General features: G+C 61.4%; 13 protein-coding genes. 4 read left to right on the top strand and 9 right to left on the bottom strand.

Translation table 11 applies throughout. From position 1 onward, the window contains the following. Positions 1 to 8 precede the first annotated feature (8 nt). Entirely contained in the window at positions 9 to 926 is a 918-nt protein-coding gene (locus NKH98_RS15965; RefSeq protein ID WP_352649089.1) for a carbohydrate ABC transporter permease, read from the top strand. A gap of 60 nt (positions 927 to 986) precedes the next feature. Here NKH98_RS15965 and NKH98_RS15960 read toward each other — a convergent pair whose 3' ends face one another. Continuing rightward, on the bottom strand, positions 987 to 1,730 hold the full coding sequence (locus NKH98_RS15960) for a creatininase family protein (RefSeq protein WP_254817603.1): 744 nt from the start codon (positions 1,728 to 1,730) through the stop codon (positions 987 to 989). 5 nt (positions 1,731 to 1,735) lie between these two features. Further along, positions 1,736 to 2,296, bottom strand: a complete 561-nt coding sequence (locus tag NKH98_RS15955; protein WP_352899709.1) for an SIS domain-containing protein — start codon at positions 2,294 to 2,296, stop codon at positions 1,736 to 1,738. Positions 2,297 to 2,480: 184 nt separating this feature from the next. Here NKH98_RS15955 and NKH98_RS15950 point away from each other — a divergent pair, with 184 nt between their 5' ends. Continuing rightward, a complete protein-coding gene (locus tag NKH98_RS15950; protein ID WP_352899705.1) occupies positions 2,481 to 3,503 on the top strand; it encodes an aldo/keto reductase in 1,023 nt (340 codons plus the stop codon). Between the two features lie 74 nt (positions 3,504 to 3,577). Here NKH98_RS15950 and NKH98_RS15945 read toward each other — a convergent pair whose 3' ends face one another. The 4 genes from NKH98_RS15945 to NKH98_RS15930 form a co-directional block, all read right to left on the bottom strand. Further along, positions 3,578 to 3,850 (bottom strand): HU family DNA-binding protein, encoded by a 273-nt coding sequence (locus NKH98_RS15945; RefSeq protein WP_006201846.1) that lies wholly within the window; start codon positions 3,848 to 3,850, stop codon positions 3,578 to 3,580. A gap of 196 nt (positions 3,851 to 4,046) precedes the next feature. Continuing rightward, the gene (lon, locus tag NKH98_RS15940) at positions 4,047 to 6,458 is read right to left on the bottom strand and encodes an endopeptidase La (RefSeq protein ID WP_254817728.1); all 2,412 of its coding nucleotides are present in this window, start codon (positions 6,456 to 6,458) and stop codon (positions 4,047 to 4,049) included. Between the two features lie 280 nt (positions 6,459 to 6,738). After that, positions 6,739 to 8,013, bottom strand: a complete 1,275-nt coding sequence (clpX, locus tag NKH98_RS15935) for an ATP-dependent Clp protease ATP-binding subunit ClpX (protein WP_006332719.1) — start codon at positions 8,011 to 8,013, stop codon at positions 6,739 to 6,741. 305 nt (positions 8,014 to 8,318) lie between these two features. Next, positions 8,319 to 8,948, bottom strand: a complete 630-nt coding sequence (locus tag NKH98_RS15930; RefSeq protein ID WP_254817601.1) for an ATP-dependent Clp protease proteolytic subunit — start codon at positions 8,946 to 8,948, stop codon at positions 8,319 to 8,321. Between the two features lie 340 nt (positions 8,949 to 9,288). Between NKH98_RS15930 and NKH98_RS15925 the strand changes: the two genes are divergently transcribed. After that, on the top strand, positions 9,289 to 9,879 hold the full coding sequence (locus tag NKH98_RS15925) for a hypothetical protein (protein WP_352899702.1): 591 nt from the start codon (positions 9,289 to 9,291) through the stop codon (positions 9,877 to 9,879). Between the two features lie 4 nt (positions 9,880 to 9,883). Here the strand turns inward: NKH98_RS15925 and NKH98_RS15920 are convergent, their stop codons facing one another. Beyond that, entirely contained in the window at positions 9,884 to 10,987 is a 1,104-nt protein-coding gene (locus NKH98_RS15920; protein WP_352506469.1) for an NAD(P)/FAD-dependent oxidoreductase, read from the bottom strand. Between the two features lie 96 nt (positions 10,988 to 11,083). Between NKH98_RS15920 and NKH98_RS15915 the strand changes: the two genes are divergently transcribed. After that, a complete protein-coding gene (locus NKH98_RS15915) occupies positions 11,084 to 12,331 on the top strand; it encodes a cytochrome P450 (protein WP_352899700.1) in 1,248 nt (415 codons plus the stop codon). A gap of 34 nt (positions 12,332 to 12,365) precedes the next feature. On the opposite strand, the gene NKH98_RS15910 is transcribed toward NKH98_RS15915, so the two are convergent. Next, positions 12,366 to 12,716, bottom strand: a complete 351-nt coding sequence (locus tag NKH98_RS15910) for a cupin domain-containing protein (protein ID WP_352806013.1) — start codon at positions 12,714 to 12,716, stop codon at positions 12,366 to 12,368. A 5-nt stretch (positions 12,717 to 12,721) separates the two neighbouring features. Then, complete coding sequence (locus NKH98_RS15905) at positions 12,722 to 14,002, bottom strand: O-acetylhomoserine aminocarboxypropyltransferase (RefSeq protein ID WP_352650028.1); 1,281 nt, start codon at positions 14,000 to 14,002, stop codon at positions 12,722 to 12,724. Positions 14,003 to 14,110 lie beyond the last annotated feature (108 nt).

The following is a 14,110-nucleotide window of genomic DNA, read 5'->3' as shown; positions in this document are numbered from 1 at the left end:
CCGGCAAGATGAGCGTTCAGACCACGGACTATGCAGCTTCCGAAATTCGTTCGCCGGCGAGCTTCGTCGCCAACCGCGTCTTCATCTACGGCGCGCTCATCTTCTGGGCCTTCATCTGTCTGTTCCCGATCTATTGGACGATAACCACTTCGTTCAAGACCGCGGTCGACGTCACCCAGGGCCATCTGATTCCGTTCGTCGACTTCCAGCCCGACTGGAAAGGCTGGCGGTCACTCGGCCTCTCTCCGGACTCGATCTTTCGGACGTCGACGGTTCGCGACGAATTTATCAAGCGCTTCATGAATTCGGTCATCACTTCGGTCGGCGCCTCGAGCCTGGCGATCGTCATTGGCAGCCTCGCCGCTTACGGGCTGACCCGCTATCGTTACAAGTTCGCCTGGTTCAGGAACGAGGACATCTCCTTCTTCTTCCTGTCGCAGCTGATCCTGCCGCCGGTGGTACTGGCCTTGCCGTTTCTCGTGCTCTACCGGGAAGTCGGCCTGCTCGACACACGCGTCGGGCTGATCCTGCTCTACACGCTGATGGTGCTGCCGATCGTCATCTGGATCATGCGCGACCAGTTCAATTCCATTCCCGTAGAACTGGAGGAGGCAGCACTCGTCGACGGCCTGTCGATCTGGGGCGCTTTCTTGCGCATCGTCATGCCGATCGCGCTGCCGGGCATGGTCGCGGCCTTCATCCTTGCAATGGTGCTGTGCTGGAACGAGTATTTCTTCGCCGCGCTTCTGACCTCGACCGACGCCAAAACCATCCCTGTCATGGTGGCGAGCCAGACCGGCTCACAAGGCATCAACTGGTGGTCGATGGCAGCGCTCGCCACCGCGGCCATCACACCGCTCGCCGTTATCGGCATCGCGCTCGAGCGTTACCTGATCATGGGCATGACGGCGGGCGCGGTGAAATAACTGCGCCAGCCTTCCCTTCTTCCACAACAAGGGAACAACAAGGGGAGAGGGAAAACCGCGCTAACCCGAAAGGGTTGCCCGCAAATGATCGAGGATCATGGCGATCCCTTTTTGCCCCAATTCGGCCGAGGCTTCGGAAGCACTTGCTGTGTACCAGCCGGTGTTGTCGGCGAAGCGGTCGGCATCGACCGCTTCCGGGCACAAGGCCAGCATCAGCGACGTCTCGCCGATGCCGGCATGGTCAAACGGGTATTGGGTGTGCATTGAAGCCGGCATCAGCGGATGCACCTGCACCCAGTTGAAGAAATTGCTGCCCTCGGCGTGCTCGGCATAATAGTCGGCCATCGCCGCAGAGCCCCACCAGCCTTCGCCACGTTCTTTCTCCAGGAAGCGGAAGATCGCCTGCCGGCCGGCGGCCTTGAAGGCGAGATCGGTTGGCATGCCGGCAGCAAAATTTTCGGTCTGGTGGTGAATGATGGCGTGGATGTTGCGGAAGCCGATACGCAGCAGGCTGTAGAACAATTCTTCCGCAAATGGCGCCAGCACATTGCCGCCGACCTGCACCGAACCACTGCCCTCCGGTGCTGCAACCGCATAGCTCGCCGCGCCGTAATAGAAGGGCGGCAGAATGACGATCTCGGCTTCTTTTTCGAACAGCTCCAGGCTCTTGATCACCGCCAGCGTGTCCATGCCGACGGCCATGTGCTCGCCATGGTATTCAAGCACACCGAGCGGCAACACGACCGGCCGGTTCTCGACGATCGCCTTGCGGATCTGGTGCGGCAGCATCAATTCGTACCGCATGACAACTACTCCATATTGGTGTGGCGGGCGCGCATCGCTTCAGGCGAGACGCCGGTCAGGTCCCGGAGCTTCAGCACCATCACTTCGAAGAGAACGAACAGCGCGCCTTCGAAGACCGAGCCCATCGGCAGCACGGACGTCTTTTCCGGGCCCTGGTCGTCGGCCATGGTCTGAGCCGGCAGTGTGAAGTCGGCCAGCTTCGCGGCAGTGCTGTCGGCTTGCGCGGTGAGCAGCAGGACTGTGGCACCGGCCTCGCGCGCGACCCGCATCAAAGTCAGCACCGTCGAGGTCTCGCCCGGGCCGGAACTGGCGAGGAAGACATCGCCCGCGCCCAGCGGCGGCGTCGTCATATCGCCGACAACCGAAACCGGCAGACCGAGGTGATAGAGCCGCATGGCAAAACCCTTGACCTGCAGCGCCTCGCGGCCGCAGCCATAGGTGACGATCTTTCTCGCGCCCGCCACGATGGCGCAAGCGGCGTCGATGCGGCTTTCGTCGATACGTTCCAGAACGGTACCAAGCTCGTTCAGCGCAATCCCAAACAGGTTTTCGCCGGCGTCCCTCATCACATTTGCACCAGCTTGCAGTTGCCGGAGAACCACTTGAATATGTCAGTCACATCTGCCCCGAACAGCTTGTTTTCATTCATGCTATCACCGCGAAAATCGGTGTCCAACGACACGCAGTGCTTTTGATGTGCCACAGGCGTGATAGTGTCACGGCAAATCGCAAATGAGGAAACGACTGTATATGAAGACACGGCATTTCGACCGCATCGGCAATGGCGGCATCACCTTCACCGAGCTCGGCTTCGGCACCGCGCCGCTCGGCAATCTCTACCGCGCCGTCTCCGACGAGGATGCCAATGCCACGCTGGAGGCGGCATGGCGGGTCGGCTGCCGCTACTTCGACACCGCGCCGCTCTATGGGCTGGGCCTAGCCGAAACGCGGCTCAATCCGTTCCTGCGTTCGAAGAAGCGCGACGACTACGTGCTGTCCAGCAAAGTCGGACGCATCATGCGCGCCTGTTCGCCGGATCAGCGCACCGGCATCGGCAAATTCTTCGACACCCCTTCGCGCCGCGAGGTCTACGACTATAGCTATGACGGTATCATGCGCTCCTTCGAGGCCTCGCTGGAACGGCTCGGTGTCGACCGCATCGACATCCTCTTCGTGCACGATGTCGACATCTTCACGCATGGCAGCAAGGAAGCCTCGGACCAGCGCATCCAGGAATTCATGAGTTCCGGCTACTATGGATTGCTGGCATTGCGCGACCAGGGCGTGATCAAGGCGTTCGGCGGCGGCATCAACGAGTGGCAGGTTGCCCAGACGCTGGCCGAGCGCGGCGATTTCGATCTGTTCCTGCTTGCCGGGCGCTACACGCTGCTGGAGCAGGAGGCGCTGCAGTCTTTCCTGCCGCTATGCCAGCAACGCGGCATCGGCATCGTTCTCGGCGGGCCTTACAATTCCGGCATCCTGGCAACCGGGCCGAAGCCCGGCGCCTACTACAACTATTCGAAGGCGCCGCAGGACATCATCGACCGCGTCACCCGTATCGAGGCCGTCTGCAAGCGCCACGGCGCGCGCCTGATCGAGGCGGCGCTGCAGTTCCCGCTGCTGCATCCTTCCGTCGTCTCGGTAATCCCCGGCGGCCAGCGGCCTGGCGAAGTCGAAAGCAATCGCTCGCTGCTCGACGCGAAGCTGCCATCGGCGCTGTGGGCCGATCTCAAGAAAGAAGGCTTGATGCGCACGGACGCGCCGACGGCGTAGCGCCGCCTTTTCCAACAGAAAAGAAAAACCGGATATGCCGGTTCTTCTTTTCTCTGAAAGACTTAAGGAGGCGCTTAGTTGACCGCGTCCTTGAGGCCCTTGCCGGCCGAGAACTTCGGCACGGTGCGCGCCGGGATCTTCACTTCCGCACCGGTCTGCGGATTGCGGCCGGTCGACGCGGCGCGTTTTGACACGGTGAAATTTCCGAAGCCGACAAGCCGGACATCGCCGCCCTTTTTCAGTTCGCCGGTGATGACGGAAAACACCGCATCAACCGCCGACTGCGCGTCACCCTTCGAAATACTCGCGGCATCGGCGACAGCGGATACCAGTTCGTTCTTGTTCATAAAAATTCCCTTCCATGAGAAAACCGGAACACTCGACTCATCCGGCAGGAAACGGACTTTAGAAAGAAGCGCCCCGGCAACCAAGTCGAAAAGCGCCAAGAAAGTTGAAAAAAGCCCGGAAATCTGCGGTTCTTCACATGAAAAAGCCGGGCTCAAGGCCCGGCTCTCTCTTTGTGCATTGCAACTTTAGCAAGCGCTAATGCGCCAGCGATTTACCAGCTTCGTCTGCGACATCGACCACGGCCGGCGCATTAACGGGTTCGACCCACTGAATCGGTTCCGGCATACGCACCAGCGCATGGCGCAACACTTCACCGACGCGTGAGACCGGAATGATTTCCATGCCGCTCTTCACGTTTTCCGGAATCTCCGCCAGATCCTTGGCGTTCTCTTCCGGGATCAGCACCTTCTTGATGCCGCCGCGCAGTGCGGCAAGCAGCTTTTCCTTAAGGCCGCCGATCGGCAGCACTCTGCCGCGCAGCGTGATCTCGCCGGTCATCGCCACATCGGCCCTGACCGGGATACCGGTCAGCACCGAAACGATTGCCGTCGCCATCGCCACGCCAGCCGACGGTCCGTCCTTCGGGGTTGCGCCCTCCGGCACGTGGACGTGGATATCGCGCTTATCGAACAGCGGCGGCTCGACGCCGAAATCGATGGCCCGCGAGCGGACGTAAGAGGCCGCCGCCGAGATCGATTCCTTCATCACATCGCGCAGATTGCCGGTCACGGTCATGCGCCCCTTGCCGGGCATCATGACGCCTTCCACCGTCAACAGCTCGCCGCCGACTTCCGTCCAGGCGAGCCCGGTGACCACGCCGACCTGATCGTCGCTCTCGACCTGGCCGAAGCGGAAGCGCGGAACACCAAGGTAATCGGCAAGATTGTCCGCCGTGATGTTGATCGTCTTCTTCTTCGTCTTCAGGATCTCGGTCACCGCCTTGCGCCCGAGCTTCATCAGCTCGCGCTCCAGGCTCCTGACGCCCGCTTCACGGGTGTAGGTCTGGATGATGCCGCGGATCGCGTCCTCGCCGACGGAGAACTCCTTCGGCTGCAACGCGTGGTCACGGATCACCTTGGGCATCAGGTGACGCTTGGCGATTTCGATCTTCTCGTCCTCGGTGTAACCGGCGATACGGATGATCTCCATGCGGTCCATCAAGGGCGCAGGGATGTTCAGCGTGTTCGCCGTCGTCACGAACATCACGCTCGACAGGTCGTATTCGACCTCGAGGTAATGGTCCATGAACGTCGAGTTCTGCTCGGGATCGAGCACCTCGAGCAAAGCCGATGACGGATCGCCGCGGAAATCCTGGCCCATCTTGTCGATCTCGTCGAGCAGGAAGAGCGGATTGGATTTCTTCGCCTTCTTCATCGACTGGATGACCTTGCCGGGCATCGAGCCGATGTAGGTGCGCCGGTGACCGCGGATCTCGGCCTCGTCGCGCACGCCGCCCAGCGCCATGCGGATGAACTCGCGACCGGTCGCCTTGGCGATCGACTTGCCGAGCGAGGTCTTGCCGACACCGGGAGGTCCGACGAGGCACAGGATCGGCCCCTTCAGCTTCTTCTGGCGGCTCTGCACGGCGAGGTATTCGACGATGCGGTCCTTGACCTTGTCGAGGCCGAAATGATCCGTATCGAGCACGTTCTGGGCAAAGGCCAGATCCTGCTTGACCTTGGAGTTCCTGCCCCATGGGATCGACAGCAGCCAGTCGAGATAGTTGCGCACCACGGTCGATTCAGCCGACATCGGCGACATCGTCCGCAGCTTCTTCAGTTCGGCTTCCGCCTTTTCGCGGGCCTCCTTGGAAAGCTTGGTCTTCTTGATACGCGCCTCGATCTCGGCGGCCTCGTCGCGGCCGTCCTCGCCCTCGCCGAGCTCCTTCTGGATCGCCTTCATCTGCTCGTTGAGGTAGTATTCGCGCTGTGTCTTCTCCATCTGGCGCTTGACGCGCGAGCGGATGCGCTTCTCGACCTGCAGCACCGAGATTTCGGCTTCCATGAAGCCCATCGCCTTTTCCAGCCGTTCCTTGACGGACAGCGTGGCAAGCATCTCCTGCTTCTCGGGGATCTTGATGGCAAGATGCGAAGCGACCGTGTCGGCGAGCTTGGAATAGTCGTCGATCTGGCTGGCGGCACCCACCACTTCGGGCGAGATCTTCTTGTTCAGCTTGACGTAGTTCTCGAAGTCGGTGACCACGGAACGCGCCAGCGCCTCGACCTCGACCTCTTCCTCATCCGGTTCGACCAGCGCCGCAGCACGGGCTTCATGGAAGTCGGGACGGTCGGTGAACGCGACGATTTTCGCACGCGAGGCACCTTCGACCAGCACCTTCACGGTGCCGTCCGGCAGTTTCAGCAATTGCAGCACATTGGCGAGCGTGCCGATGTCAAAGATGGCATCGGGCTCCGGATCGTCGTCGGCGGCATTCATCTGGGTCGCGAGCAGGATCTGCCTTTCCTGACCCATCACTTCTTCCAGCGCCTTGATCGACTTTTCACGCCCGACAAAGAGCGGAACGATCATGTGCGGGAACACCACGATGTCGCGCAGCGGGAGGACTGCGAAGACGCCGTCGCTGGGAGCCTTGGATAATTTGGCCATTGTCCAACCTTTCATGTCGCGGCCGCCAATCGGCCAACCGCGAATCTCATATTAACGACCGGGGATCGTTCCGCCTACCACCGTTTGTGACGGGAGTTTTACAGCACAGAATTCGGCACCACGGCCTTCTGCCATTAGTTGGAGGCACTGAGGGTAAAGATCAAGGGTCAACACGGTCCGTACCTCCAATCCGCACCCAGCACGCGGCGCCATACGCGGTGTGCGACAGCAAAACGGCGCCCCGCGGCGCCGTTTCAGAAAAATCCATTGCCGGCTCACGTCAGGCGCTGACGTTGCCCTTCTTCTCCTTCTGCTCGGAATAGATGTAGAGCGGCCTGGCGTTGCCTGACACCACCTCTTCCGAAATAACCACTTCGCGCACGCCTTCCAGTGCCGGCAGCTCGAACATGGTGTCGAGCAAGATCGCTTCCATGATCGAACGCAGGCCGCGTGCGCCGGTTTTGCGCTCGATTGCGCGCTTGGCGATCGCCGAGAGCGCGTTCTCGTGGAAGGTCAAGTCGACATTTTCCATCTCGAACAGCCGCTGATACTGCTTGACCAACGCGTTCTTCGGCTCGGTCAGGATTTGGATCAGTGCCGGCTCGTCGAGATCCTCCAGCGTCGCCAAGACAGGCAGACGGCCGACGAACTCGGGAATGAGGCCAAACTTCAAGAGGTCCTCAGGCTCGACCAGGCGGAAAACATCGCCGGTGCGGCGATCCTCGGGCGAAGCGACGATAGCGCCGAAACCGATCGAGGTCTTCCTGCCGCGATCCGAGATGATCTTGTCCAGCCCGGCGAAAGCGCCGCCGCAGATAAATAGGATGTTGGCGGTGTCGACCTGCAGAAATTCCTGCTGCGGATGCTTCCTGCCGCCCTGCGGCGGCACGGACGCGACAGTGCCTTCCATGATCTTCAAAAGTGCCTGCTGCACGCCCTCGCCCGATACGTCACGGGTGATCGACGGGTTGTCCGACTTGCGCGAGATCTTGTCGATCTCGTCGATATAGACGATGCCGCGCTGGGCGCGCTCGACATTGTAGTCGGCCGACTGCAACAGCTTCAGGATGATGTTCTCGACGTCCTCGCCGACATAACCGGCTTCGGTCAGCGTCGTCGCGTCGGCCATGGTGAAGGGGACGTCGATGATGCGGGCCAGCGTCTGCGCCAGCAGTGTCTTGCCGCAGCCGGTCGGGCCGATCAGCAGGATGTTCGACTTCGCCAGTTCGACATCGTTGTTCTTGCCGGCATGGGCGAGGCGCTTGTAGTGGTTGTGGACGGCCACCGACAGCACGCGCTTGGCGTAGGGCTGGCCGATGACGTAGTCGTCGAGAACCTTGAGGATTTCCTGCGGTGTCGGCACGCCCTCGCGCGACTTCACCATCGAGGTCTTGTTCTCTTCGCGGATGATGTCCATGCACAGTTCGACGCATTCGTCGCAGATGAACACCGTCGGCCCGGCGATCAGCTTGCGCACTTCGTGCTGGCTTTTGCCGCAAAACGAGCAATAAAGCGTGTTCTTGGAATCACCGCTATTGTTGCCGACCTTGCTCATTTTCCTGTCCTTTCATGGCCGCCCGCCGATGGTCTGGTTGAAAGGGCGCATATTCAATCTATCGCGGGAATCCGCTGCCGCCAGTGCCCCGGCTCCCGCAACGCATTCCGTACGAAACACAAATCGGAAAACGGGGCAATGATTCGAACAACCCCACGCAAAGCTAAGCCGTCGAAAATCAACATAGCCTTAACGTAGGCAATTGCACCCGTCGAGGGAACAGCCAATTGTGGCCGAAATGCCGCAAGCTGCGCCAAAAGCGCGTAATCCCGCCACTCATTGCCACCGCAGGGGCCACCGCGGGACTATAAGGCAATACCTTCGACCGGCTCACGTGACGAAATGACCTTGTCGATGAGGCCGAAATCCCTGGCCTCGTCGGCAGTCATGAAATGGTCACGGTCGAGCGTTCTTTCAATCTCATCGTAGCTCTTGCCGGTGTGCTTGACGTAAACCTCGTTGAGGCGGCGCTTCAGCTTGATGATATCCTGGGCATGGCGCTCGATGTCGGAGGCCTGGCCCTGGAAGCCGCCGGAAGGCTGGTGGACCATGATGCGGGCATTCGGCGTAGCAAAGCGCATGTCCTTGTGGCCGGCAGTCAGGAGCAGCGAACCCATCGATGCGGCCTGGCCGATGCAGAGCGTCGACACGGCGGGCTTGATGAACTGCATGGTATCGTAGATCGCCATGCCGGAGGTGACGACGCCGCCGGGCGAGTTGATATAGAGGTTGATTTCTTTCTTCGGATTCTCCGCTTCGAGGAACAGCAGTTGCGCGCAGACCAGCGTCGCCATGCCGTCCTCGACCGGGCCGGTGATGAAAATGATGCGCTCCTTGAGGAGCCGCGAGAAAATGTCGTAGGCCCGCTCGCCGCGATTGGTCTGTTCGACCACCATCGGAACGAGGTTCATGTAGGTTTCGACGGGGTTCTTCATGGACTATCCCTTTTTGAGGATGGGATTCCGGCGCCGGAGATTTGCAATCGGGCAGAATCGGTTCTGGATCGTTATTGTGTAAATAGGATGCCGGCTCACCCTAGCGCAAGGCCGCCTCTCCTAGCCATCCGGTTAAGTCGAATCAAGGTTTCCAAAGCAAGTTTCGCCCGTCGCCGTGCCGGCAGCCCTCTCGTCGGAAGGTCGCTCATGCCTCGCCGGCGTTTAGCGTTTTCTTAACCGCATCGCTTAACGAAAAGTGGTGAAACAGCTTTTTCCAGCCACGGCTTACCCTACAATTCAACGTTGAACTCGCTTCATGCAGTTCAAACAGGGGAGTGCGATGATCAGGAAAGCTGCTTCCTTGGCCCTCACCGGCATTACCGTTCTCGGCATGGCGTTCGAAACGGCTGCCGGCGGACGCGCGGTCGAATGCTACGAGCAGGTCAACAGGCCGGCCGTCTACGACACAGTCTATGAGAACGTGCTCGTCAGCCCAGCCGGCCAGCAGGTGGAATACGAAGCGCCAATCTACGGGACGCGCGAGCGCGTGGTGCAGATCGCGCCGGCGCGCGTCAGCTACGAGATCGTGCCTGCCATCACCCGCATCATCTACCGCTCCGTGAAGGTTGCTGACGGCGGCTATTCCTGGGAATGGCGCATCATCAATGGCCGCAAGGTGCTGTGCAAGGTCAGGCACAAGGCGCGCTATGAACGCGTGGCCGAAATCGTCGTGGTTGAGCCGGAACGCCGGCGGCGCGTTGTCCTCCCCGCCGAATACGAGAGCGTCGCCGAAGAGGTGCTGGTGCGGCCGGAGCAGCGGCGCATCATCGACATTCCGGCGTCATATCAGACAGTGGCTCGCCGGGTGGTGGTCAGGGAGGGTTCGTCGAGCTGGCGGCGAGTGCATATTCCGAGGCATTGCCGATACTAGGCGCTCAGGGCGCCTCGGCCCTGAGCCATTTCTTCAGGCCGTCGACATCGTCATTGCCGACGCAGGCCGCAACCCTTCTGCCAACAGCCGCGCCGAACTTGTAGCCGTGGCCGGAGCAGGCCGAGACGACCAGGCATTTGCCTTTCCGGTGGGCCAGGAATCTCTCGTCGACCGTGAAGGTGTAGGCGCAGGTGACCACTTCGGTGACCCTGTACTCCTCGATCCGGGCAATCGGCGGCGAAAACAGGTTGCGGATCGCCTCACCCTCGCCCGGCACCGGCTGGCGGTTCCAGTCGGCATCGCTGGTCGGCACCCTGTGCAGGCCCGAGCCGAATTTCATGCCGGCGCCACCTGTCGGCGGAATTGCGTAGCCGTCGATGGTGCCGCCGACGTTGAGGACGACCGGCGCTGCCTGCCAGGCTGCCTTTAGATCAACCGGCGGTTCGACATAGGCGAGCGCGGTGCGCCAGGTTTTCAGTTCGCCGTCCAGTTCCGGGAACAGTTTCAGGACCCAGGCGCCGGCAGCGACGACGATCCGGTCGGCCTGCATCGTTTCGCCGCTCGCAAGCACGACCTGTCCGGCGTCGGCGTCGATCTCGGCGACCTTGCTGTTTTCGTAGACATTGGCGCCGTTCGCGCGCAGCCACCTGGCGAGGCCCGAAGCGATCTTGCGGCAGTGCAGCGCGCCGCCGTCCGGCGAAAAATATGCATAGCGGAATGAACCAGGTTCTAGGAACGGCCAGCGTTCGACCGCGGCGTCCGGCTCGACCAATTCGAACGGATAATTTCCCGCTTCCATGCCCTCGCGGTATTCCTCCGCCTCATCTCCCGGCTCGCGCGAAATACAGATGAAGCCGCGCGGATCGAGATGGCTTTCACCGAGATCGGCCCACATCTCGTCCCAGGCCTCATAGGCTTCGGTGATCAGCCGGCCGTAGCCCGTTCCGGCCCGGTAGGCGCGGCGAATAATGCGATGGTGGTCGCCGGAGGCGGCGAGCGGATTGGGAATCGATCCCTGCTCGACGATCGAGACGAGGTGACCAGCCTTGACCAGCGACCACGCCGTCGAAAGTCCGGCAATGCCTGCACCGACCACGATCACATTCATGAAAACTGTCCTTCCGCAACCGCTTCGGCGGCTCACTCACGGCAGGGCCAACATACGGTCTGGCACCAGACTGGCAAGCCGCGCTAATGATCTGGCATGACCGAATTGAAGCCGCCCTACCTTGCCTTTGATCCAGCCACGCGCAGCCTGCGGCTCGATCCGCACGAGCCGGCTTTCTTCCAGAATCCATACGAAGCCTACGCCTTACTGCATGGCGCATCGAACGCCTTCTTCTGGGAAGAATTTGGCTTCTGGTGCTTTGGCGGCTTCGACGACGTCAACCGTCTGCTGCGCGATCGCCGCTTCGGCCGCCAGAACCCGGCCGGCATTCCGGACAGCCGAGGCATCGGCCAGGACCGCACGCATCTCAGCGCATTCGACGGCGTCGAGGCCAATTCGATGCTGGAGCTGGAGCCGCCTGTCCACACACGGCTGAGGACGCTGGTCAACCGCGCCTTCGTATCGCGCCAGGTCGAGCGGCTCAGGCCGCGCGTCGAGGCGCTGGCCAACGAATTGATCGACCGTTTCGACCCAGGAGAAGTCGACCTGCTGCCGGCGCTCGCCGCTCCCTTGCCGATCACCATCATTGCCGAGATGCTCGGAGTGCCGGTCGACATGGGGCCGCAGCTGCTCGACTGGTCGCATCGGATGGTCGCCATGTACATGCACGGCCGCACCCGAGAGACCGAAGAGACGGCCAATCGCGCGGCGCGGGACTTTTCGAATTTTTTGCGCGGCTACGTCGCCGAGCGGCGAAAGAGGCCGGGCGAGGATCTTCTGTCGCTGCTGATTGCGGCACAGGAGGACGGCCAGAAACTGTCGGAGGACGAGCTGGTATCCTCGGCCATCCTTTTGCTCAATGCCGGCCATGAGGCAACTGTCCACCAGACCGGCAATGCGGTGCGCTCGATCCTTGCACAAGGCGGCGACCCACGACGCTTCTTCACCTCGCCGGAAGCAACAGCCGCGACCGTCGAAGAGTGCCTGCGCTTCGACGCGCCGCTGCACATGTTCACGCGCTACGCCTATCAGAAGGTCGAGGCCGGGCCTGGTATCGTCGTCCAGCCGGGCGAGACGATCGGTCTGCTGCTCGGCATGGCCAATCACGACCCGGTGGCCTTTACCGAGCCCTTCGCCTTCAGGCCGGGCCGCGCCGACCAGAAGAACGTATCGTTCGGCGCCGGCATTCATTTCTGCATCGGCGCGCCGCTCGCCCGGCTCGAATTGCAGGTGTCGCTGAAAACCCTGTTCGACCGGCTACCGCATTTGCATCTTGCCGAACAGCCGCGCTTGCGCGACACCTATCATTTCCATGGGCTGGAAACGCTCGCCGTGCGCTTTTGAGCATTCGGTCCGGCAGGCTCAGCCGCAGGGGTGATCAAAGCTTGATCACATACTCCTTGCGAGTCGTTTCAAGCACTTCCCAGCTGCCCTTAAAGCCCGGCCTCAGCACGAAGCTGTCGCCTGCCCTGACAGTGCGCGCATCGCCGCCGTCTTCGGCGATCACCGAAACTCCTGACAGGATGTGGCAGAACTCCCACTCATCATATTCGATGCGCCATTTGCCTGACGTCGCTTCCCAGACGCCGGCATAAAGGCCGCCGTCCTGTTCCTCGACATTCCAGGTGCGGAACTTCGGATCGCCCGAAATCAGGCGATCCGGCGCCGGCGCGCCAAGTTCCGGTTCGACGGTGTCGACGCCGACTGAAAGAAATTTCGGCGGGGTCATGGCGATCAAACCTTGGCGAGAGCCTGTTCCAGATCGGCGACGATGTCGTTGACGTCCTCGATACCGACCGAAAGCCTGACTGTGTCCGGCCCTGCCCCCGCGTTGATCTTCTGCTCGTCGGAAAGCTGGCGATGCGTGGTCGATGCCGGGTGGATGACCAGCGACTTGGTGTCGCCGACATTGGCCAAGTGCGAGAACAATTCGAGCGCTTCCACGAATTTGATGCCCGCCGCATAGCCGCCCTTCAGCCCAAAGGTGAACACAGCGCCGGCGCCAAGCGGCGAGTACTTCTTCTGCAGCGCATTGTTCTTGTCGTCAGGCAGGCCGGGATAGGACACCCAGGCGACCTTGGAATGATTGGAAAGCCATCCGGCGACTGCGGCCGCATTGTCGCAGTGGCGCTGCATCCTCAGCGGCAAGGTTTCCAGGCCAGTCAGGATAAGGAATGCATTGAACGGCGAAATCGCCGCGCCGATATCGCGCAACCCGAGCACGCGGGCGGCAATGGCGAAGGCGAAATTACCGAAGGTTTCGTGCAGGACGAGGCCGCCATATTCGGGGCGCGGCTCCGACAGCATCGGATATTTGCCCGACTTCGACCAATCGAACGTGCCGCCGTCGACGATGGCGCCGCCGATGGAATTGCCGTGACCGCCGATGAACTTGGTCAGCGAATGCACGACGATGTCGGCGCCATGTTCGATCGGCCGCAGCAGATAGGGCGAGGCCAGCGTGTTGTCAACGATCAGTGGCAGGCCGTGCTTGCGGGCAACGTCGCCGATCTTCTCGATGTCGACGAAGACGCCGCCCGGATTGGCCAGGCTTTCGATGAAGATTGCCTTGGTCCTGTCGTCGATCTGGCTCTCGAAGCTCGAGATGTCATTGGTGTCGGCCCAGCGCACCTGCCAGCCGAAATTCTTGAAGGCATGACCGAACTGGTTGATCGAGCCGCCGTAAAGCTTTGTCGCTGAAACGAAATTGTCGCCGGGCTGCATCAGATTGTGGAAGACCAGCACCTGCGCGGCATGGCCGGAGGCGACCGCAAGGCCTGCCGTGCCGCCTTCGAGTGCCGCGATGCGCTCTTCCAGCACCGCCTGGGTCGGGTTCATGATGCGGGTATAGATGTTGCCGAACGCCTTCAGCCCGAACAGCGAGGCGGCATGGTCGGCATCGTCGAAGACGAAGGAGGTCGTCTGGTAAATCGGCGTCGCTCGCGCGCCGGTCGCCGGATCCGGCTTGGCGCCGGCATGGACGGCGAGCGTGTTGAAACCGGGCGTGCGGGCCATCGAAAACCTCCCTTTGAACCTTCTGAAAAGCGCGCCGCATTCTTGGCGGAGCCCGGCTCCGAATGCAAAGAAGAAAATGCCCTTCCCCGTGATAACGGCGGGCGGGGC

The organism is Mesorhizobium sp. M0833 (genome assembly GCF_040319905.1).
Lineage (GTDB): Bacteria > Pseudomonadota > Alphaproteobacteria > Rhizobiales > Rhizobiaceae > Mesorhizobium.
Note: the sequence above shows the minus strand (reverse complement) of the source record. Positions and strands in the feature narration are given on the sequence as shown.